Origin of the sequence: Streptomyces sp. NEAU-YJ-81 (assembly GCF_017592595.1) — a bacterium.
In the GTDB taxonomy this organism is placed as follows: Bacteria; Actinomycetota; Actinomycetes; order Streptomycetales; family Streptomycetaceae; genus Streptomyces; species Streptomyces hygroscopicus_B.
In genome coordinates this window covers 206347-225297 of the sequence record NZ_JAGFNO010000008.1, presented here as the reverse complement: position 1 = coordinate 225297, position 18951 = coordinate 206347, and the positions used below count along the sequence as shown (strand labels likewise).

The following is an 18951-nucleotide window of genomic DNA, read 5'->3' as shown; positions in this document are numbered from 1 at the left end:
CGCCGCCCGGGCCGGGGGTCCCGGTCCGGGCCGTCCGGGCCGGGTGCGGCGGGCGGGTCCTGGGTGGGGCTCATGGCGCACCGCCAGGGCCGCCGCGGCCGGGGCGGGGCTCGGGGTCGTCCGCCGGGCCGGAGGCCGCCGCGCGCACCAGGGGCGGCAGCTCCAGCGGCGGGCTCAGGGGATCTGGCGGGACGTTTCCGCGCTCCTCGGGGGCGTCCGCGGTGACCGCCGCATGCCAGCCGTGGCGGTCCAGGGCGGTGCTGAGGGCCCGCACCATCCGGGGGTCGAACTGCGATCCCGCGCACCGCTTCAGCTCCTCCACGGCCGTGTCCACCGGCCGGGCCCTGCGGTACGTACGCGTCGAGGTCATCGCGTCGAAGGCGTCCGCCACCGCGACCACCCGGGCGAACTCGGGGATCTGCGCCCCGGCGAGCCCGTACGGATAGCCGCTGCCGTCCAGCCGCTCATGGTGGTGGAGGATCGCGGCCCGCGCCTCGCCCAGGAAGCCGATGCCGCGCACCATCTCGTCGCCGTACTCGGGGTGGAGCTCGATCACCCGGCGCTCATCGGGGGTGAGCGGGCCGTTCTTCCGCAGCAGCCGGGTGGGCACACCGAGCTTGCCCACGTCGTGGAGGATGCCCGCGATCCGCACCCCCTCCAGCCGGTCGCCGCTCATGCCCAGCTCGCGGGCGATCATCGCGGAGGCCCGGCCGACGCGCTCGCTGTGGCCCCGGGTGTAGCGGTCCTTGATGTCGACCGCCTGGACCAGGGCCCGGATGGTGGCCTGATGGGCGGCGCTCTCGCGGCGGTAGAGCACGAAGCCGCAGGCGCAGACGTACATCGGCAGCAGCACCAGCAGGGCCGCCGCCGGTCCGTAAGGGCTGCGCCAGAGCACCGCCATGGCGAGCCCGGCGGGCCCGTGCACCAGATACGGGGCGAGCGCGCCGGGCAGCCGGCCGCACCAGGCGGCGCGCGGGGAGTGGCGCTCAGCGGTGACCAGCACCCCGCCCTCCAGGGCGGTGGCGGTCAGCCCCAGGACGAGCGCGGCGGCGACGGCGGCCGCCAGGGCGTACGCAAAGCCGGGCGTACCGGATGCCTCGGCGGCGGCAAGCTGCGCAACGGGGTCCTGGACGCCGCCACCGAGCGCCCACAGGGCGCTGAGGGCCCGAGGGCCGCCCAGAGCCGCGAAGGCGCACGAGGCGGCCCAGACGGCCAGCGAGAGCCGTGCGGCGCGCCAGGCCCGCCGCGTCCCGGCCGGGGGCCGCTCGACGCGGGCGAGCAGCGCACCGGGCACGGCGACCAGCGCCGCGGCGGCGGGCGGCAGCAGAAAAGCCCCGGCCAGAAGGACGGGGCTGCACCATTCGGACCAGCGGGCGCGGACCCTTGAGCCCACCGCGTGCACCACGGCGAGCAGGGCGGCCGTGGCCCAGGAGACGGCCGCTCCGGGCCGTACGGCCGGGGCGGCGCAGAGCCCCCCGGCGAGCACGGCGCACAGGACATAGGCGCGCGCCCCGTAGGGAAGTGCCCGCACGGTGTCCTCCTCCCCATCCACGTCCGTTGCGCCGCCCCTCTAGGACGAGGCGGGTCAGGTGGTTGGGGAGCTTAGGCCGGACTGGGGCGGATGAGATCGGAGGGACTGTCCGATTACACCCCTTCGAGTGATGATCTGATCACCGAAGGTGGGGCCGGAAACACGCCCGGCCCTTGACGGTCACCCGGCCGGTTGAGGATCAGCGGACGGTCAATCGACGGACGGTCGAAGGACAGTCGATCAACGGACAGTCGATCGACGAACGGTCATCGAGGGACGATCCACCGGCGCTCAAGGCCGGGGGTCACTCCTGGGCGGTGGTCGGAGCGTTCGTCTCCGCGGTGACCTCACGCTCGGGCACCACCTGCCCGGAGCGGATCAGCTCGATCCGCCCCATGACCTTCGAGCGGAGGTCGCTGGGCACGTCGTCCTGGCCACAGCACCGCGCCACGAGCTTCTTCACGGCCTTCTCGAGGCCGTACTTCTCCAGGCACGGAGAGCACTCGTCGAAATGCACCTCGAACTTGGCGCAGTCGCCGTCCGGCATCTCGTGGTCGAGGAACTCGTAGAGATGATCGAGAACCTCGGAGCAGTCCGTCTCATGCGGCTCTCCGCAGCTCATGAGTCCGCGCCTTTCCGATCGTGCGACTCGTCCGCCCCGGCGGCCGCGCCCGCGGGGACCAGCCCGCGCCCACGGGCGTAGTCCTCCAGCAGATCGCGCAGCTGGCGGCGCCCACGGTGCAGTCGGGACATCACCGTACCGATGGGTGTACCCATGATGTCCGCGATCTCCTTGTAGGCAAAGCCCTCGACGTCCGCGAGATAGACCGCGATGCGGAACTCCTCGGGGATGGCCTGAAGGGCCGCCTTGACATCGGAGTCGGGCAGGTGGTCGAGGGCCTGCGACTCGGCGGACCGCAGACCGGTCGACATATGCGACTCGGCACGGGCGAGCTGCCAGTCCTCGATCTCCTCGGCCGCGCTGCGCTGGGGCTCCCGCTGCTTCTTGCGGTACGAGTTGATGAAGGTGTTGGTCAGGATGCGGTACAGCCACGCCTTGAGGTTGGTGCCCTCGCGGAACTGGTGGAAGGACCCGTACGCCTTGGCGTACATCTCCTGCACCAGGTCCTCGGCGTCGGCCGGGTTCCGCGTCATCCGCAGCGCGGCCGAGTACATCTGGTCAAGGAAGGCAAGGGCGTCCCGCTCGAAGCGCGCGTTGCGCTCCGAGGACGTCTCCTGCGACCGCTCGACCGGCTCTCCCTCGGTAACGCCGTCGGTCCCTGCGTCGGTCCCAGTGACCTGACCCACCTCCTCCAGCTTCGCGTCGGGTCCGGATGTGGACCCGCTCGAATCGGAGAATAGACGACGATCCGGTGCGCCCGCCGCTCCGATCTTCACAGCCTGTGCCGCCTGCAGCTGCGACCAGTCGAGGTCAGCGCCGTGCGGACGGGCCGGGCAAGCAAGCGAACCCATGCGGGGAACTCCCTTTCCTCGTATTCCGCGTATCGGTGCCTCTTACACGGTGAGCACCAACGGCCCTTTCAACACGGGACCCCTCCGTCGCATTCCCGCGCCCGGCGCCCGGCCCCGCCTCCCCCGGCCCGTGCAGGTCAGGCCAGGGCGCGCGGCAGCCAGTCGGCGACGGCGCCGGTGATCAGGGCGAGCGCCGCGGACTCGTCGAGATCCGCCGATTTCGGCAGACCGAAGACGTGATCGCCGTACGGCACCGTCACGAGCTCCATGTCCGCGGGCAGCTCCGGGAACTCCTCCGGCCGTCCGAAGGGGTCCCGGCCGCCCTGGACGATCAGCGTCGGCACCCCCGTGGCCAGCAGCTCATCGGCCCGGGAGCGCTCCGGCTTGCCCGGTGAGTGCAGCGGGAACGACAGCGCCAGCACGGCCTTCGCACCCAGCTCCCGGCCGGTCCGGCAGGCCACCCGCGCCCCGGCGCTGCGGCCGCCCGCCACGATCGGCAGCCCGGCCTTCTCCAGCGCGGGCCACAGGGCGCGCCATCCGGTGTCCAGGGTCGAGGGCGCGGGCGCGATCTTCTTGCCCGCCACCCGCCACGGCTGCTCGACCAGCGCCACGCTCACCCCGCACCCGGGGAGCGCCGCGGCCAGCGCGCGCAGGTCGCGTGCCTCGATGCCCCCGCCGGCGCCGTGGCTCGCGGCGAGCAGGGCATGGGCGCCGGGCGCGTGGTGCCAGGTGATCCGGGCGTCCCCGGCCGGGGTCGGCACCGTCTCGGTCGTCACCTCGGGCGATTCCGTCTTCTTGGCGGCCATCAGAACAGCGTGCCCTCCTCCGGGGCCTCGAGCTCATCGAGCAGCTCGGGGCCGTTGTTACGGACATCACTCACCCCGGTCGCCACCGGATAGGCCCGCAGCAGCCCGGAGGGCGGCGGCGCCAGCAGCGGCAGCAGGTCGTCGGGGTCGGTGCGGGCGGGATCCAGCCAGGAGGCCCAGCGGTCCTGGTTGAGAACCAGCGGCATCCGCGGATGGATCTCGGCCAGCGACCGCGGCCCCTCGTCGTGGCTCCCGCCCCCGAAGGGCTCCTTGTCCGCCTCGGTCGTGATCACCGTGCAGGTCACCCACCACGACCGCGGATGATCGTCCGGCAGCGTCCGGTCCCGCCAGAACTCGTACAGCCCGGCCATGGCCATCACCGAGCCGTCCACCGGGGTCACGAAGTACGGCTGCTTGCGGGGCCGCTTGCGCTTGCCCTTCTCCTCAAGCTGCCGCTCCTGCGCCGCGGTGACCCACTCGTAGTAGCCGTCGGCGGGCAGGATGCAGCGCCGGGAGGCGAACGGGCGCCGGTAGGAGGGCTTCTCGTGCACGGTCTCGGCCCGTGCGTTGATCATCTTCGCGCCGCCCTCGGGCGACTTCGCCCAGGAGGGCACGAGCCCCCACTTCAGCGCCCTGAGCTGGCGAACCGGGCGCGGCTCGTCGGCGTCTTTAAGAGGGCGTTCGAGCACCGCGTACACGTCCTTGGTGGGCGCGACGTTCCAGTCCGGCGCCAGAGTCTCCTCCGGTTCCCACTTCTCCACTCCGAAGATCCCGACGAGATCCTCCGGCCTCCGGCTCGCTGCGTATCGACCGCACATAGGTGCCACACTGCCACGACCCCTACCGACGCGAGGAGCCGCCCGCACATGGACGCAACGAACGCCGCCGATCTGTGGGACCGAGTGACCGGCGCCCAGCCCGACCCCACCACCTGGCTGGTCGTCTCCACCGGTGTGGTCGCGCTCGCGGTCGTCGTCTTCCGTACCGCCTGGCGAATAGCCCGTAACGCCGTCACGATCGCCCACGAGGGCGGCCACGCCCTGGTCGCCCTGCTCAGCGGGCGGCGGCTGGACGGCATACGGCTGCACTCGGACACCTCGGGGCTGACCGTCTCCCGCGGCAAGCCCACGGGCCTGGGCATGATCCTCACGGCGGCGTCCGGCTACACCGCCCCCTCCCTGCTCGGCCTCGGCGGCGCCTGGCTGCTGGCGGCGAACCACATCACCTTGCTGCTGTGGGGGACGACGGCGCTGCTGGTCGCGATGCTGGTGATGATCCGCAACGCGTATGGCGTCCTTACGGTCGTCATCAGCGGAGCCGCCTTCTTCCTCGTCTCCTGGCTGACCGGGCCGGACGTCCAGGCGGGGTTCGCGTATGCCGTGGTCTGGTTCCTCCTCCTGGGCGGTGTGCGTCCGCCCTTCGAGCTCCAGCGCAAACGCCGGCACGGGGGCGCGTACGACTCCGACCCCGACCAACTGGCCCGGCTGACGGGCATTCCGGCCGGCGCCTGGCTGCTGCTCTTCCACGTGGTCTCGCTGTGTTCGCTGCTCGCCGGCGGGCGCTGGCTGCTGGGGCTGTGACCCGTACGCGCGTCCGGCGCGCCACCCCCGGCGCATAGTGCGCGACCCTCGGCGCCCGGTAGCAGCGCCGTGTTTCGACTGGGTTTCACCACTTTCGATCAAGATTGGCACTCCGGGCGAACCACTAAAGTGAGACCCATGACCGGCATTGAGACCTCCCCGGGCGATCACACCGCCCTCTGGCCCGCTCCGACCGCCGATGGAGCGGTGGACGCGACCGTCACCGTGCCCGGATCCAAGTCGGTTACCAACCGCGGTCTGATCCTGGCCGCGCTCGCCGCCGAACCCGGCTGGCTGCGCCGCCCGCTCCGCTCCCGCGACACCCTCCTGATGGCCGCCGCCCTGCGCGCCATGGGCGTCGGCATCGAGGAGACGGTGTCCGACGGCGCCCTCGGCTCGGGCGGCCCCTCCGGCGGCGGAGAGGCATGGCGGGTCATCCCGGCGGGGCTGCACGGCCCGGCCACCATCGACGTCGGCAACGCCGGCACCGTGATGCGCTTCCTGCCGCCGGTCGCCGCCCTGGCCGACGGCCCCGTCCACTTCGACGGCGACCCCCGCTCCCATGAGCGCCCGCTGCACGGCGTGATCGACGCGCTGCGCGCCCTCGGCGCCCGCATCGACGACGACGGCCGCGGCGCGCTGCCGATGACCGTGCACGGCGGCGGGGCGCTGGACGGCGGCCCGGTCCGCATCGACGCCTCGTCGTCCTCCCAGTTCGTGAGCGCTCTGCTGCTGTCCGCGCCGCGCTTCAACCAGGGCGTCGAGGTGCGCCACATCGGCGCCGCGCTGCCCTCCCTGCCGCACATCCGGATGACCGTCGACATGCTGCGCGCGGCGGGCGCGCGGGTGGACACCGCGGAGGCGGGCGGCGAGCGGGGCGTCTGGCGGGTGGCGCCGAGCGCGCTGCTCGGCCGCGACCTGGTCGTCGAGCCCGATCTGTCCAACGCGGCGCCGTTCCTGGCCGCCGCCCTGGTCACCGGCGGCCGGGTGACCATCCCCGACTGGCCGGAGCGCACCACCCAGCCCGGGGACGAACTGCGCCGGATCTTCACCGAGATGGGCGGTTCCTACGAGCTCACCGACGCCGGTCTGACCTTCACCGGAACGGGCCGGATCACCGGGATCGACGCCGATCTGCACGAGGTCGGCGAGCTCACCCCGGTGATCGCGGCGGTCGCGGCGCTGGCCGACTCCGAATCGGTACTGCGCGGCATCGCGCATCTGCGGCTCCATGAGACCGACCGGCTCGCCGCCCTCGCCAAGGAGATCAACGAGCTCGGCGGGGACGTCGCCGAGACCGAGGACGGACTGCGGATCCGCCCCCGGCCGCTGCACGGCGGGATCTTCCACACCTACGAGGACCACCGGCTGGCCACCGCCGCCGCCGTACTCGGCCTCGCCGTCGACGGCGTGCTGGTCGAGAACGTGGCCACCACCGCCAAGACCCTTCCCGACTTCCCCGGCCTGTGGTCCGGGATGCTCGACGCGACGACGACCTCGGCGCGGAGATCCTGAGAGCCTGGACTCATGCGCCGCTACGGCAAGCACACCGACGAGGATGACGTTCGGGTCCGCCCCAATCGCAAGGGCAACCGGCCGCGCACCAACATCCGCCCCAAGCACGAGGACGCCGCCGAGGGCTTCGTGCTGACGATCGACCGCGGCCGGCTCACGGTCCTGGTCGAGGACCGCACCATCACCGCCATGAAGGCCCGCGAGCTCGGCCGTAAGGGCGTCGTCGTCGGCGACCGGGTCGCGGTCGTCGGGGATCTCTCCGGCGACAAGGACACGCTCGCCCGGATCGTACGGGTCGAGAAGCGCTCCTCCGTCCTGCGCCGGACCGCCGACGACGACGATCCGTACGAGCGGGTCGTGGTCGCCAACGCCGACCAGCTCGCGATCGTGACCGCGCTCGCCGATCCGGAACCGCGCCCGCGCCTGATCGACCGGTGTCTCGTGGCCGCCTTCGACGCGGGGCTCGAGCCGCTGCTCGTGCTCACCAAGTCCGATCTGGCGCCCGCCGAGGAGATGCTGAAGACCTATGAGCCGCTCGGCGTCCCCTTCGTCGTCACCAGCCGCGACGAGCTGGCCGACGGCGAGGCCGCAGACCGGGTGCGGGAGCGGCTGACGGACCGGATCACGGTCTTCGTCGGTCATTCGGGCGTGGGCAAGACGACGCTGGTGAACGCGCTGGTCCCGGACCACCAGCGGGCCACCGGCCGGGTGAACGCGGTCACCGGCCGCGGCCGCCACACCACCACCTCCGCGCTCGCGCTGCCCCTGCCGGACACCAAGGGGTGGGTGATCGACACCCCGGGCGTGCGGTCCTTCGGGCTGCACCATGTGGACCCGGCGCGGGTCATCAACGCCTTCCCGGACCTGGAGCCGGGCACCGAGGGCTGTCCGCGCGCCTGCAGCCACGACGAGCCGGACTGCGCGCTGGACCAGTGGGTGGCCGACGGCCACGCCGAACCGGCCCGGCTGTACTCCCTGCGACGGCTGCTGGCGACCCGGGAGCGGCGGGAGGGCGACTAGGGCCAGTCCGGCGGGTCTTTCCCCCTGCCCTTCCCCTCACCAGGGGCGGGGAGGGGAACAGCCCGCCGCAGACGTCAAGATCCGCCGGACGCCTCCTGGGGAGCGTGTTTGCCGTCCGCCCGGGACGGTAAATGGATAATCGCATCAAGGAGTCCAGGCGACCGGGCGGGTCCCGGGCGACGGCAGCCGACGGCGACACGGGAGGGCATGTCTATGGCGTGGCTGCTGGTCGTGGTCGCCGGGCTTCTCGAAACGGGCTTCGCCGTCTGTCTCAAGCTCTCGCACGGCTTCACCCGCCTCTGGCCGACGGTCGCGTTCTGCGCGTTCGCGCTCGGCAGTTTCGGGCTGCTGACGCTGTCGCTGAAGAAGCTCGACGTGGGGCCCGCGTACGCGGTGTGGACGGGGATCGGGGCCGCCGGGACGGCGATCTACGGCATGATCTTCCTCGACGATCTCGTCTCCATGCTCAAGATCGTCTCCATCAGCCTGGTGATCATCGGCGTGATAGGACTCCAGCTCTCCGGCTCGGCCCACTGAGCCCGGCCGCCCGGGTCGGCTCAGGCCAGCACCGTGCGCACCATACGGGCCACATCCGCCGCCGGGGCGGGCGCCACCACGTACGACAGGGCCAGCCTGGCGACCGCCTCGAAGGCCAGCGGCAGCTCGACCGCACCGGGCGGCCAGTCGCCCGCCAGCAGCCGCACCGCCCGGTCCCGCGCCTGGCCGAGCAGCTCGCCCGGCGCGGGCAGCGGGCCGGGCGGTGCCGTCCTTACGGGCGTCGGCAGCCGCTCGTTCCAGCAGCCCGTGAGCACCGCCCGCACCAGTGGATTCTCGGTCGCCGAGCGGACCGTCCACACCGCCGCGGCGGCCAGCCGCTCCCTGGGGCCCGCCGCGCCGGACACCCCGGACAGCGCCCGCTCGACCCCGCTCAGATACGCGTCGGCCTCGCGCCGCACCAGAGCGCGGGCGAGGCCCTCCTTGCTGCCGAACTCGTTGTAGAGGGTCTGCCGGGAGACCCCGGCCGCCGCCGCGACCTCGGCCATCTTGACCCTTGGCCACGGACGGCCCTCGAGCGCGGCGAAGGCCGCGTCGAGTAAGGATTCACGCGCTGCGGGCATCGTCGCCTCCCAGAGCGGGCCATCGCCGCCTCCCAGCGGCATGTGCCCGACAGAATTGACGGGCCGCCAGATGAAGTCAAGAGCCCCGCACGGGCCGACCCGTACGGCCCGCGTCCCTGGTCATGTGGAGTCGCGTGGCTCCCGGTCTTTTCCGCTCGATACTGTTCGGCCATGCCCGACTACCACGATGACCTGCGTCTCGGCCATGTCCTCGCCGACGCCGCCGACTCGACCACCATGGAGCGGTTCAAGGCGCTCGACCTCAAGGTCGAGACAAAACCCGATATGACGCCGGTGAGCGAGGCCGACAAGGCGGCCGAGGAGCTGATCCGCAGCTCCCTCCAGCGCGCCCGGCCGCGCGACGCGGTGCTCGGCGAGGAGTTCGGCAACGTGGGCAGCGGCCCGCGGCGCTGGGTGGTCGACCCGATCGACGGCACCAAGAACTATGTGCGCGGGGTCCCGGTCTGGGCCACCCTGATCGCCCTCATGGAGCGCGGTGAGGGCGGCGACCGCCCGGTGGTCGGGGTGGTCTCCGCGCCGGCGCTAGGACGCCGCTGGTGGGCCGCCGAGGGGCTGGGGGCGTACACCGGCCGCAGCCTGTCCTCCGCGTCGCGGCTGGCCGTCTCGAAGGTGAACAGCCTTTCCGACGCCTCGTTCGCGTACTCCTCGCTCAGCGGCTGGGAGGAGCGCGGCAAGCTGAACGGCTTCCTCGATCTGACGCGCGCCTGCTGGCGCACCCGTGGCTACGGCGACTTCTGGCCGTACATGATGGTCGCCGAGGGCTCGGTGGACATCTGCGCCGAACCGGAATTGTCGCTGTGGGATATGGCGGCCAACGCGGTGATCGTCCAGGAGGCGGGCGGCCGCTTCACCGGGCTCGATGGCGTACCGGGCCCGAACAGCGGCGACGCGGCGGCGTCCAATGGGCTGCTGCACGGGGCGATGCTGGACTATCTGCGGGCGTGAGAACCGAAGGAACCGGAGTGTGAACCGGAGCGCGGGGCGCGCTCAGCGGCCCGTCGGCCTCCGCGCGCCCTTGTTGGATCCACCAAGGCATGTGAACATGAGAATCCAGGACCTTGTGAACTTGTGAATCTATTCTCGAATGGGTTCACCAAGGAGGTGGCTCCATCCATGCCCATGCACGTCCGTGACGCCATGAGCTCGGTGGTCCTCACCATCGGCCCCGCGCACACGCTCCGTCAGGCCGCCCGGTTGATGTCCGCACGCCGGGTCGGATCAGCCATCGTGCTCGATACCGACACCTGCGGCCTGGGGATTCTCACCGAGCGCGACATCCTCAACTCAGTGGGGGCGGGCCAGGACCCCGACCAGGAGACCGCGCACGACCACACCACCGCCGATGTCGTCTTCGCCGCCCCCGGGTGGACGCTGGACGAGGCGGCCCGCACGATGACCCAGGGCGGCTTCCGCCATCTGGTCGTCCTCGACTCGGACGGCCCCGTCGGGGTGGTGTCGGTGCGCGACATCATCCGCTGCTGGGCCCCGATTCCCCAGCCCGTACCGGCCTGAGGCGCCCCCGGCGGACCGGAACCGGAACCGGACTTCACACCCGGCACCCCGCGTCCAGTGCGCCGCATCCGGCGCACCCGCCTACGGCACACCGCGCCCGGCACCCGAAGAGGCCGGAGCCCAACGGCGTCCGGCCTCTTCGGTTGATACGGCAAGCGTCCGTCAGCCGCGCAGGGCCTGAACCGCGGCCTCCAGCCGCTTGCCGTAGTCGGCGTCCGCCTTGCGGAAGTTCTCGATCGCCCGCTGTGCGATGTCATCGCGGGAGACCTTGGCGATGAACTGCGCCAGATTCTCGATCAGGCGCGCCTTCTCGTCGTCCGACATCAGCCGGTAGAGGTTCCCCGCCTGGACGAAGTCGTCGTCCTCGGCATGCGAGGGGGCCTCATGGTCGCCGGTCCGGCCGGAGACCGGGGACGGCTGCCACAGCGGCCGGCCGGTCTCCGCCGGGCCGCCGAAGCTGTTGGGCTCGTAGTTCTTCGCGCCCGCGTGACGGCCGTCGTACAGGAAGCCGTCCCGGCCGTAGGTGCGCGCCTCGGCCGCGTGCGGACGGTTCACCGGCAGGTGGTCGGCGTTGATGCCGACGCGGTAGCGGTGGGCGTCGCCGTACGCGAAGAGGCGGCCCTGGAGCATCTTGTCCGGCGACGGGCCGATGCCCGGCACGAAGTGGGCCGGCGAGAAGATCGACTGCTCGACCTCGGCGAAGATGTTCCGCGGGTTGCGGTTCAGCTCCAGCTTGCCGATCTCGATCGGCGGGTAGTCCTCGTGCGGCCAGACCTTGGTCAGGTCGAACGGGTTGAAGCGGTAGTTCGCCGCGTCGGCCGCCGGCATGATCTGCACCTGCACGGTCCAGGTCGGGAAGTCACCGCCTTCGATGGCCTCGCGCAGATCGCGCTGGTGGCTGTCCGGGTCCAGACCGCTGGTCTCGGCCGCCTCGGAGGTGGTGAGGCTCTTGATCCCCTGGTCGGTCTTGAAGTGGTACTTCACCCAGAAGACCTCGCCCGCGGCGTTGTTCCACTGATAGGTGTGCGACCCGTAGCCGTTCATGTGGCGGTACGAGGCGGGGATGCCGCGGTCGCCGAACAGCCAGGTCACCTGGTGGGTGGCCTCGGGCGAGAGCCCCCAGAAGTCCCAGACGTTGTCCGCCTCCTGCGAGCCGGTGTACGGGTCGCGCTTCTGGGTGTGGATGAAGTCGGGGAACTTGACGGCGTCCTTGATGAAGAACACCGGGGTGTTGTTCCCGACCAGGTCGTAATTGCCGTCCTCGGTGTAGAACTTCAGCGCGAAGCCGCGCGGGTCGCGCACCGCGTCCGCCGAGCCGAGGTTGCCGGCGACCGTCGAGAAGCGCAGGAACGTCTCGGTCTGCTTGCCGACCTCGGAGAGGAACGACGCGCGGGTGTACTTGGTCACGTCCGCGGTCACGGTGAAGGTGCCGTACGCACCGGCTCCGCGCGCGTGCACGATCCGCTCCGGGATCCGCTCGCGGTTGAAGTGGGCGAGCTTCTCGATCAGGTGCTGGTCCTGGATGAGGACCGGACCGCCGACGCCCGCCGTCTCGCTGTTCTGGTTGTCCGCCACCGGAGCCCCGGACTCCGTGGTCAGCGGACCAGTGATGTTGTCCTGGACCGTCACGTGCGCCTCCTGCGTACTCGCATTCTGTCCCTTGGTCTGGGGCTGTTCTTGATCCTACATTGGACAATGTCTAAGTCAAGAAGCGTTGGAAAGTCGTACCCGATCTGGTCAAGGACTCGTCCGCTGCTACCCTTGTCCTTATCTGACTGATAGGTGAATGGCATGAGTGACCTGCTGGAACGGCTCAGGGGACGCGGCTGGAGGCTGACGGCGCAGCGGCGTGTCGTCGCCGAGGTCCTCGACGGGGACCATGTGCACTACACCGCCGACGAAGTCCACGCGGCGGCGGCCGAGCGCCTGCCCGAGATCTCCCGCGCGACCGTCTACAACACCCTGGGCGAGCTCGTCTCGCTCGGCGAGGTGATCGAGGTCACCACGGACGGCAGGGCCAAGCGCTACGACCCGAACGCACATCACGCGCATCAGCACCTGGTGTGCGCGAAGTGCGGCACGATCCGCGATGTCCACCCCTCCGGCGATCTGCTCGCCGACCTGCCCACGCAGGAGCGCTACGGCTTCGCGATCTCCGCGGTCGAGGTGACCTACCGGGGGCTCTGCCCCGACTGTGCGGCCTGACAACGACGGCGAGAGACGGCCACGACAGACGGCCACAACAGGCGAAAGGCCCGGATCCTGGAGGATCCGGGCCTTTCGTATTGGTAGCGGGGACAGGATTTGAACCTGCGACCTCTGGGTTATGAGCCCAGCGAGCTACCGAGCTGCTCCACCCCGCGTCGTTGTGTTGCAACCTTAACCCGGGGTGGACAGCAAGAGCAAACCGGTTAGCGGCGGGACGCCCGCCGGTGGCTCCGGGCCGGGGTTCCGGCCCGGAGCACAACGCCGTGAGCTACCCACTACGCCGCGAGCTCCTGCTACGCGCGAGCTGCCGCTACTCCACGAGCTCCTGCTACGCCGTGAGCTCCTGCTGCAGCGCGTCCCGCAGCCGGGCCGCGCGCTCGGCGACCTCCGCGGGCCCCAGCTCGACCGCCCGCGCACACCACCGCTGCCCCTCGGTGAGCGCCCCGCGGCGGGCCGCGAGCAGCGCGAGCCGCAGCGCGGCCCGGCCGTGCCCCGCCTCGGCGGCACGCGTCCACCACAGGGCGGCCTCCGGCTCGCTGCCCTCCCGGGCCAGCAGCAGCCCCAGGTTGAACGCGCCGTTGCTGCTGCCCGCCTCGGCCGCCGCCCGGTACCAGCGCGCGGCCTCGACCACGTCGCCGCGCGCGGCCGCGAACATGCCCACCCGCACCTGGGCCCGCCGGTGGCCCTGGCGCGCGGCGCGCTCGTACCACTCCTCGTACTCGGGGACGTGCGGCCCGGAGCCGTCGTCGGGCGGCGGGGTCGGGAAGCGCGTCCCCGACGAGCTGCCGAAACCGGTGCCGGTCGCCGGGTCGCCGCCGACCGACGAGCGGTCCAGCAGCGCGGCCAGCCGGAAGGCGCCCTCGGCGCTGCCGCCGCCCGCGGCGCAGCGCAGATGGCGCTCGGCGCCCTGGAGGTCGCCGTCCCGCTGCAGGGCGAGGCCGACCTGCAGCGCCGCCTCGGTGTGCCCGGCGGCGGCGGCCCGCTCGTACCACTGCCGGGCCGCCCGGCCCTCGCCCCGGCCCGCGTACAGGATCCCCAGGTTGAACGCGGCGTCGACGCTGCCCGCCTCGGCCGCCTTGGAGAACCACGGCTCGGCGCCCGCCGCGTCGCCGCGCTGCAGCAGCATCACGGCGACCGCGTTGGCGGCCTCGCGGTGGCCCGCGTAGGCGGCGCGGCGGTACCACTGCTCGGCCTGTGCGGTGCGGCCCTGCTCGGCGCAGAGCAGCCCGAGGTTGTAGGCGCCGTTGATGTCCCCGGCGTCGAGCGCGGCGCGGTACCAGCGCTCGGCGGTCTGGGTCTCGCCCCGGTCGGCGTGCAGCGCGCCGAGCGCGTTGGCGGCGTTGCCGTCGCCGTCCTGGGCCGCCCGGTGCCACCAGACCGCCGCGCTGTCCGTGTCGCCCGCGTCGCGCAGCAGGAAGCCCAGCGCGCAGGCGGCGCGGGACTCACCGTCCTTGGCGGACATCAGGTACCAGCGGCCGGCCTCCTTGGTCTCACCGCGCTTCTCCAGCAGCGTGCCGAGGTGGAGCGCGGCGCGCCGGTGGCCGCGCGCGGCGGCCTGCCGGTACCACTGCTCGGCCTCTTCCCGCCCGGCCCCGTCGGCGCCGCGGCGGCGCTCGGCCGCCGGCTCGTCGCCCTCGTCGCCGCGGTCGTCCAGGATGCGGGCGAGCCGGTACGCGGCCTCGCGGTGGCCGCGCTCGGCGGCCGTGCGGAACCAGCGCTCGGCGCCGATGTCGCTGCGGTGCTCCAGCAGATCGCCCAGCGCGTACGCGCCCAGGGTGTGGCCGGATTCGGCGGACTGGCGCAGCCAGTACTCGGCGGCGGGCTCATCGCCCCGCTCACGGTGGTGCCGGCCCAGGGCGTGGGCCGCGGCGGCGGATCCGGCGACGGCGGCTATGCGCCACCAGCCGGCCGCCTCGTCGGCGTAGCCGCGCTGGTGCAGCAGAACGCCGAGGTTGTTGGCGGCGGCGCGATCGCCCGCCGCGGTGGCTCCCCGCAGATGCGGTTCCGCGCCGTCGACGTCGCCACGGCGCAGCAGCAGCGCGCCCAGTGCGCTCATCGCGGCGGTGTCACCGGCCTCGGCGGCACGACGGTGCCGGGTCTCCTCCTCGGCATCGTCGTGCGTATGCGCAAAACGCCCTGTCTCCAACAGACTGACCCTGTCCCCCATAAATCCCATCGTGGCATCACCCGCATCCGGCGTACACCTGGTATACCGCAGCCGAGGAGGTCACTTCAGCGTTTTGTCGACATGCCCACAGAGAGACAACCCAAACGCTTGTATCCGCATTCCCCGAGTGGACGCTCGCAGAACACACAACAAGGCCCGGATCCTTGCGGATCCGGGCCGTGTCTGTCAGTAGCGGGGACAGGATTTGAACCTGCGACCTCTGGGTTATGAGCCCAGCGAGCTACCGAGCTGCTCCACCCCGCGCTGTGTTGTCACCACCGTATCACGGTGCGCGGGGTCGGCCGCCCGGCCGTTCTCGCAGGTCGTCAGAGGGTCAGCCGCCCTTCTTGCCGGAGCCGTCGGCGGCGCTCTGGCTCTGTGGCTGGTTCTGCTTCTGCCCCGGCTTGTCGCCCGCCTTCTCCTCCGCCTTGGCCGCGCGGTTCAGAGCGTCCCTCAGATCGTCCTGGGCCCTGCCGTACGCCTCCCAGTCCTGCGGCTGCTTCTGGAGCGCGTCCTGGCCGTCCTGATACGCCTCCTGGGCGTCCTTGAGGGCTTCCTTCACCGTGGGGTTGGCGCTGGACGGCGGTTCCTGCCCGCCGTCGCCCGGTGGCTGATGCTCCTCGGACGACTCGCCGAAGACGGCGTCCAGGGCCTCGCCCAGGGTGTCCTTGAAGACGGTCTCCTTGCCGTAGGAGACGCCCACCTTCTTCAGCAGCGGGTAGTTGGCGCTCCCACCGCGGGCGTAGACCGGCTCGATATACAGGAAGCCGTCGTCCAGTGGCACGGTGAGCAGATTGCCGTACTCGATGTCGGAGTCGGTGCCTCTGAGGTTCCGGACGAACTCGGCGACCTCCGGATCACCGTTGAGTTCGCTCTGCACCTGCTGTGGCCCTGGCACGTTGGAGGTGACCTTCAGCAGTCTTATCGTGCCGTAGTCCTTGCTGTTGGCATCCGCGTCGATCGACATGAACGCGCCCAGGTTGGGACGCCCGTTGGGGGTGAAGGTCGTCGTCAGCGAGAACGTCTGCCCCTTCTGGTCGGGCATCTTCATGCTCAGGTAGTACGGCGGTACCGCGTTCCCGTCCTTGTGGGTCGGGTCCTCGGGGACCTGCCAGGCGTCACTGCCGCTGTAGAACTGCGTCGGGTCGGTGACGTGGTAGCGGGTCAGCAGCTCGCGCTGGACCTTGAAGAGATCCTGCGGATACCGCAGATGCTCCATCAGGTCCTTGCTGATCTTCTCCTTGGGCTCGACCGTGCCCGGGAACGCCTTCTCCCAGGTCTTCAGGACCGGGTCCTTGGTGTCCCACTCGTAGAGCTTGACCGTGCCGTCGTAGGCGTCCACGGTCGCCTTGACCGAGTTGCGGATGTAGTTGACCTTGTTCTGCTGCGCGACCACCGAGCGGTCTCCGTCGCTCAGCGAGTCGGCCGTGCTGTCGCCCAGGGTCGTCCGCGAGGCGTACGGATAGCCGTTGGTCGTGGTGTAGGCGTCGACGACCCACTTGATCCGGCCGCCGACCACCGCCGGATAGGCGTCGCCGTCGATGGTCAGCCAGGGGGCGACCTTCTCGACGCGCTCCTTGGGGGTGCGGTTGTACAGGATCCGCGAACCGTCGCCGATCGCGCCCGAGTAGAGGATCTGGGGCTCGCCGAACGCCACCGCGTAGGCGGCGCGGTTGACCGGGTTGGAGAGGCTGACCCCGCTCTTGCCCTTGTAGCTGGTGGTCTTCTCGCCGTTCTTCTCGTAGTCGAGCTCCTTCTGGGGGCCACCGACTATCGAGTACTGATCGGTCTTCTCGCCGTAGTAGACCTGCTGCTTGTAGGTGCCGACCCCGCCGCCGCTGGAGCTCTTGGTGGGCAGCCCGGACTCGGTGAAGTCCGGCGAGCCGGCCGGGTCCGCGTTGGGATCGGTCGTGGTGCCCTTCGCCGCCACCATGCCGTAGCCATGGGTGTAGGTGAAGTGGTCGTTGATCCAGTTCCGCTTGGGGATGCCGTTGAGGTTCAGCTCGCGCACACCGACGACGGTGTCCTGGTCCTTGCCGTCGGCTCCCTTGTAGCGGTCGACGTCGAGCGTCGAGGGGAACTGGTAGTACTTCCGCTCCTGCTGGAGCTGCTGGAAGGTCGGCGAGATGACGCTGGGGTCGATCAGCCGGTAACTGGCCGTCGTATTGGCGTCCTTACGGAGCTTCTCGCCGCCCTCACTGTCGTTCTTGCCGGAGTAGTCCGCCACCTTGGAGTCATCGATGCCGTACGCCTGGCGCGTGGCCTCGATGTTCTTCTGGATGTACGGCGCCTCCTTGGCCTGCTCGTTCGGCTGGACCTGGAACTTCTGCACGATCGCCGGGTAGAGCCCGCCGATGAGGATCGCCGACAGCACCATCAGCCCGAAGCCGATGACCGGCAGCTGCCAGGTGCGGCGCCACAGCGTCGCGAAGAAGAGCACCGCGCAGATGGCCGCGATGCAGAACAGGATCGTCTTCGCGGGCAGATAGGCATTGGCGTCCACATAGCGCAGACCTGTCCAGTTGCCCGTCGCCTTGAAGTCGCTGGACTTCACCGCGAGGCCGTAGCGATCCAGCCAGTACGCCACCGCCTTGAGTGCGACGAAGACGCCCAGCAGCACCGACAGATGGCCGGTGGCCGCGGCGGTCGCGCGGGCACCGGGGCTGGTGACCCGCAGTCCTCCGTAGAGGTAGTGCACCAGGGCGGCGGCGATGAGCGAGAGCACCGTGGCCGCGAAGCCGAAGCTCAGCAGGAAGCGGTACCAGGGCAGATCGAAGGCGTAGAACGCCACGTCCTTGTGGAACTGCGGGTCCTTCTGGCCGAACGGCACCCCATTGACCCACAGCAGCCAGATCCGCCACTGGCCGGCCGCCGAGGCGCCCGCGATCAGCCCGACCAGGGCGGTGACCGCGAGCAGCACCCACTTCTTGAACGGGGCGATGCCCATCCGGTAGCGGTCCAGGCTCTGCTGCTCCATGGACATCGCGCTGAGCGGCGGCCGCAGCCGGTGCGCCAGCCAGATGTTGATCCCCACCGCCGTGGCCATCAGCACGCCGAAGACGAAGAACAGCCCGATCTTCGTCTTCAGGGTCGTACTGAAGACGGACGAGTAATGAAGCGAGCGATACCAGAGCCAATCCGTCCAAAACCCGGCAAACATGACAAAGAGCATGGCCAATACGGCCAGCACGCCCAAGGTCATGAGCAGTGTTCTGGCACGCCGGGACGGTCGGCCGACTCTCATCCGCGGCCCCGTCGGGCCTCCGCCGCGGTCCGGCATCTGGAAAGCCAAGGTGCGCACCTCGAAGTTCGCTGTCGATTGAGGGACCCTGAACTCCAGGGCCCACCTGATGCAACTTACTCAGGCTTTACTCAGTTCCCGTTTCCGGGTCCGAACAGGGCACGATATGAACCATGTCCAACGCAACCCCCGGCACCGACCCGCTGGCCTCGAATCCTCTGACCCGAGCCGTCCTCGAAATTGACGAGTACGCCTCAGGGCTCGGCTGGGACCAGCCCGCCCGGCTCTTCGCCCTCGTCGACACCGCCCGGCTGCGCGCCGAGGAGCCCGGCCTCGCCTCCCAGCTCGGCCTTGACGAGGGCGGCGAGGAGACCGCCATCACCCTGACCCCCATCGAGCAGGACGAGCTGCCCTCCGGCGCCCCGCTGGACGAGTTCCTCGCCACCATCGCCTGGCCCGACGCCGTGACCGGCTGCGCCCTGACCGTCGAGCGGCAGATGCTGCCGCCGTCCGCCGAGGGCTCCGTACCCAAGGGCCTGGCCGACGCCGAGCTGGCCAAGTGGGTCGCCGAGCACCCGGACCGCCAGGAGGTCCGGATGACCGTCGCCGTGCTACGGGACGGCGGGCGCGAGTCGGCACTGCGGCTGCGGGAGAAGGACTCCCCGACCGAGGTGCTCACCGGTGCCGGCCTGGTGCCGGGCCTGGCGGAGGCGCTCGCCGCCACCTTCGCCACCGACTGACCACTGAGAGGGGGGCGCC

The 18951-nt window shown here is 71.0% G+C and carries 17 protein-coding genes and 2 tRNA genes; 8 read left to right on the top strand and 11 right to left on the bottom strand.

The window, feature by feature from the left end:
* Window positions 1-70: 70 nt before the first annotated feature.
* From J5X86_RS20430 to J5X86_RS20410, 5 genes are all read right to left on the bottom strand, one after another.
* Window positions 71-1531, bottom strand: coding sequence for an HD-GYP domain-containing protein (locus J5X86_RS20430; protein WP_208518191.1), 1461 nt, complete (start codon window positions 1529-1531; stop codon window positions 71-73).
* 304 nt (window positions 1532-1835) lie between these two features.
* Window positions 1836-2153 carry a mycothiol system anti-sigma-R factor gene (rsrA, locus tag J5X86_RS20425; protein ID WP_078643487.1) on the bottom strand — a complete coding sequence of 106 codons (318 nt, stop codon included), beginning with the start codon at window positions 2151-2153 and terminating at the stop codon, window positions 1836-1838.
* On the bottom strand, window positions 2150-2839 hold the full coding sequence (locus tag J5X86_RS20420; RefSeq protein ID WP_043235475.1) for a sigma-70 family RNA polymerase sigma factor: 690 nt from the start codon (window positions 2837-2839) through the stop codon (window positions 2150-2152). Before J5X86_RS20420 ends, rsrA begins: the two co-directional genes overlap by 4 nt.
* Window positions 2840-3141: 302 nt before the next feature.
* Entirely contained in the window at window positions 3142-3810 is a 669-nt protein-coding gene (locus J5X86_RS20415; RefSeq protein ID WP_208518190.1) for an alpha/beta family hydrolase, read from the bottom strand.
* Window positions 3810-4628 carry an SOS response-associated peptidase gene (locus tag J5X86_RS20410; protein WP_208518189.1) on the bottom strand — a complete coding sequence of 273 codons (819 nt, stop codon included), beginning with the start codon at window positions 4626-4628 and terminating at the stop codon, window positions 3810-3812. The genes J5X86_RS20415 and J5X86_RS20410 overlap by 1 nt, the downstream gene beginning before the upstream one ends.
* 48 nt (window positions 4629-4676) lie before the next feature.
* On the opposite strand from J5X86_RS20410, the gene J5X86_RS20405 reads away from it, so the two are divergent.
* The 4 genes from J5X86_RS20405 (at window position 4677) to J5X86_RS20390 (ending at window position 8462) form a co-directional block, all read left to right on the top strand.
* On the top strand, window positions 4677-5390 hold the full coding sequence (locus tag J5X86_RS20405; RefSeq protein ID WP_078643485.1) for a M50 family metallopeptidase: 714 nt from the start codon (window positions 4677-4679) through the stop codon (window positions 5388-5390).
* A gap of 138 nt (window positions 5391-5528) precedes the next feature.
* A complete protein-coding gene (gene aroA / locus J5X86_RS20400; protein ID WP_208518188.1) occupies window positions 5529-6905 on the top strand; it encodes a 3-phosphoshikimate 1-carboxyvinyltransferase in 1377 nt (458 codons plus the stop codon).
* A gap of 12 nt (window positions 6906-6917) precedes the next feature.
* Window positions 6918-7925 carry a ribosome small subunit-dependent GTPase A gene (gene rsgA / locus J5X86_RS20395; protein ID WP_208518187.1) on the top strand — a complete coding sequence of 336 codons (1008 nt, stop codon included), beginning with the start codon at window positions 6918-6920 and terminating at the stop codon, window positions 7923-7925.
* Between the two features lie 213 nt (window positions 7926-8138).
* The gene (locus J5X86_RS20390) at window positions 8139-8462 is read left to right on the top strand and encodes a multidrug efflux SMR transporter (protein ID WP_014054781.1); all 324 of its coding nucleotides are present in this window, start codon (window positions 8139-8141) and stop codon (window positions 8460-8462) included.
* 20 nt (window positions 8463-8482) lie between these two features.
* Here the strand turns inward: J5X86_RS20390 and J5X86_RS20385 are convergent, their stop codons facing one another.
* Window positions 8483-9043: a TetR/AcrR family transcriptional regulator gene (locus J5X86_RS20385; protein ID WP_208518186.1), complete on the bottom strand. Its 561-nt coding sequence runs from the start codon at window positions 9041-9043 to the stop codon at window positions 8483-8485.
* 171 nt (window positions 9044-9214) lie between these two features.
* On the opposite strand from J5X86_RS20385, the gene hisN reads away from it, so the two are divergent.
* Window positions 9215-10009, top strand: a complete 795-nt coding sequence (hisN, locus tag J5X86_RS20380) for a histidinol-phosphatase (protein WP_208518185.1) — start codon at window positions 9215-9217, stop codon at window positions 10007-10009.
* 174 nt (window positions 10010-10183) lie between these two features.
* A complete protein-coding gene (locus tag J5X86_RS20375) occupies window positions 10184-10576 on the top strand; it encodes a cyclic nucleotide-binding/CBS domain-containing protein (protein WP_208518295.1) in 393 nt (130 codons plus the stop codon).
* A 162-nt stretch (window positions 10577-10738) separates the two neighbouring features.
* On the opposite strand, the gene J5X86_RS20370 is transcribed toward J5X86_RS20375, so the two are convergent.
* Complete coding sequence (locus J5X86_RS20370; RefSeq protein ID WP_208518184.1) at window positions 10739-12205, bottom strand: catalase; 1467 nt, start codon at window positions 12203-12205, stop codon at window positions 10739-10741.
* 162 nt (window positions 12206-12367) lie between these two features.
* Here J5X86_RS20370 and J5X86_RS20365 point away from each other — a divergent pair, with 162 nt between their 5' ends.
* On the top strand, window positions 12368-12781 hold the full coding sequence (locus tag J5X86_RS20365; RefSeq protein ID WP_059149453.1) for a Fur family transcriptional regulator: 414 nt from the start codon (window positions 12368-12370) through the stop codon (window positions 12779-12781).
* Window positions 12782-12862: 81 nt separating this feature from the next.
* Here J5X86_RS20365 and J5X86_RS20360 read toward each other — a convergent pair.
* From J5X86_RS20360 to J5X86_RS20345, 4 genes are all read right to left on the bottom strand, one after another.
* Window positions 12863-12939: transfer RNA gene (locus J5X86_RS20360), tRNA-Met, on the bottom strand.
* A gap of 173 nt (window positions 12940-13112) precedes the next feature.
* Window positions 13113-14960 carry a tetratricopeptide repeat protein gene (locus J5X86_RS20355; RefSeq protein WP_208518183.1) on the bottom strand — a complete coding sequence of 616 codons (1848 nt, stop codon included), beginning with the start codon at window positions 14958-14960 and terminating at the stop codon, window positions 13113-13115.
* Between the two features lie 181 nt (window positions 14961-15141).
* A tRNA-Met gene (locus tag J5X86_RS20350) sits at window positions 15142-15215 on the bottom strand.
* Window positions 15216-15285: 70 nt separating this feature from the next.
* Window positions 15286-18231 (bottom strand): UPF0182 family protein, encoded by a 2946-nt coding sequence (locus J5X86_RS20345; RefSeq protein WP_208518294.1) that lies wholly within the window; start codon window positions 18229-18231, stop codon window positions 15286-15288.
* Between the two features lie 134 nt (window positions 18232-18365).
* Between J5X86_RS20345 and J5X86_RS20340 the strand changes: the two genes are divergently transcribed.
* Entirely contained in the window at window positions 18366-18932 is a 567-nt protein-coding gene (locus J5X86_RS20340) for a PPA1309 family protein (RefSeq protein ID WP_208518182.1), read from the top strand.
* Window positions 18933-18951 lie beyond the last annotated feature (19 nt).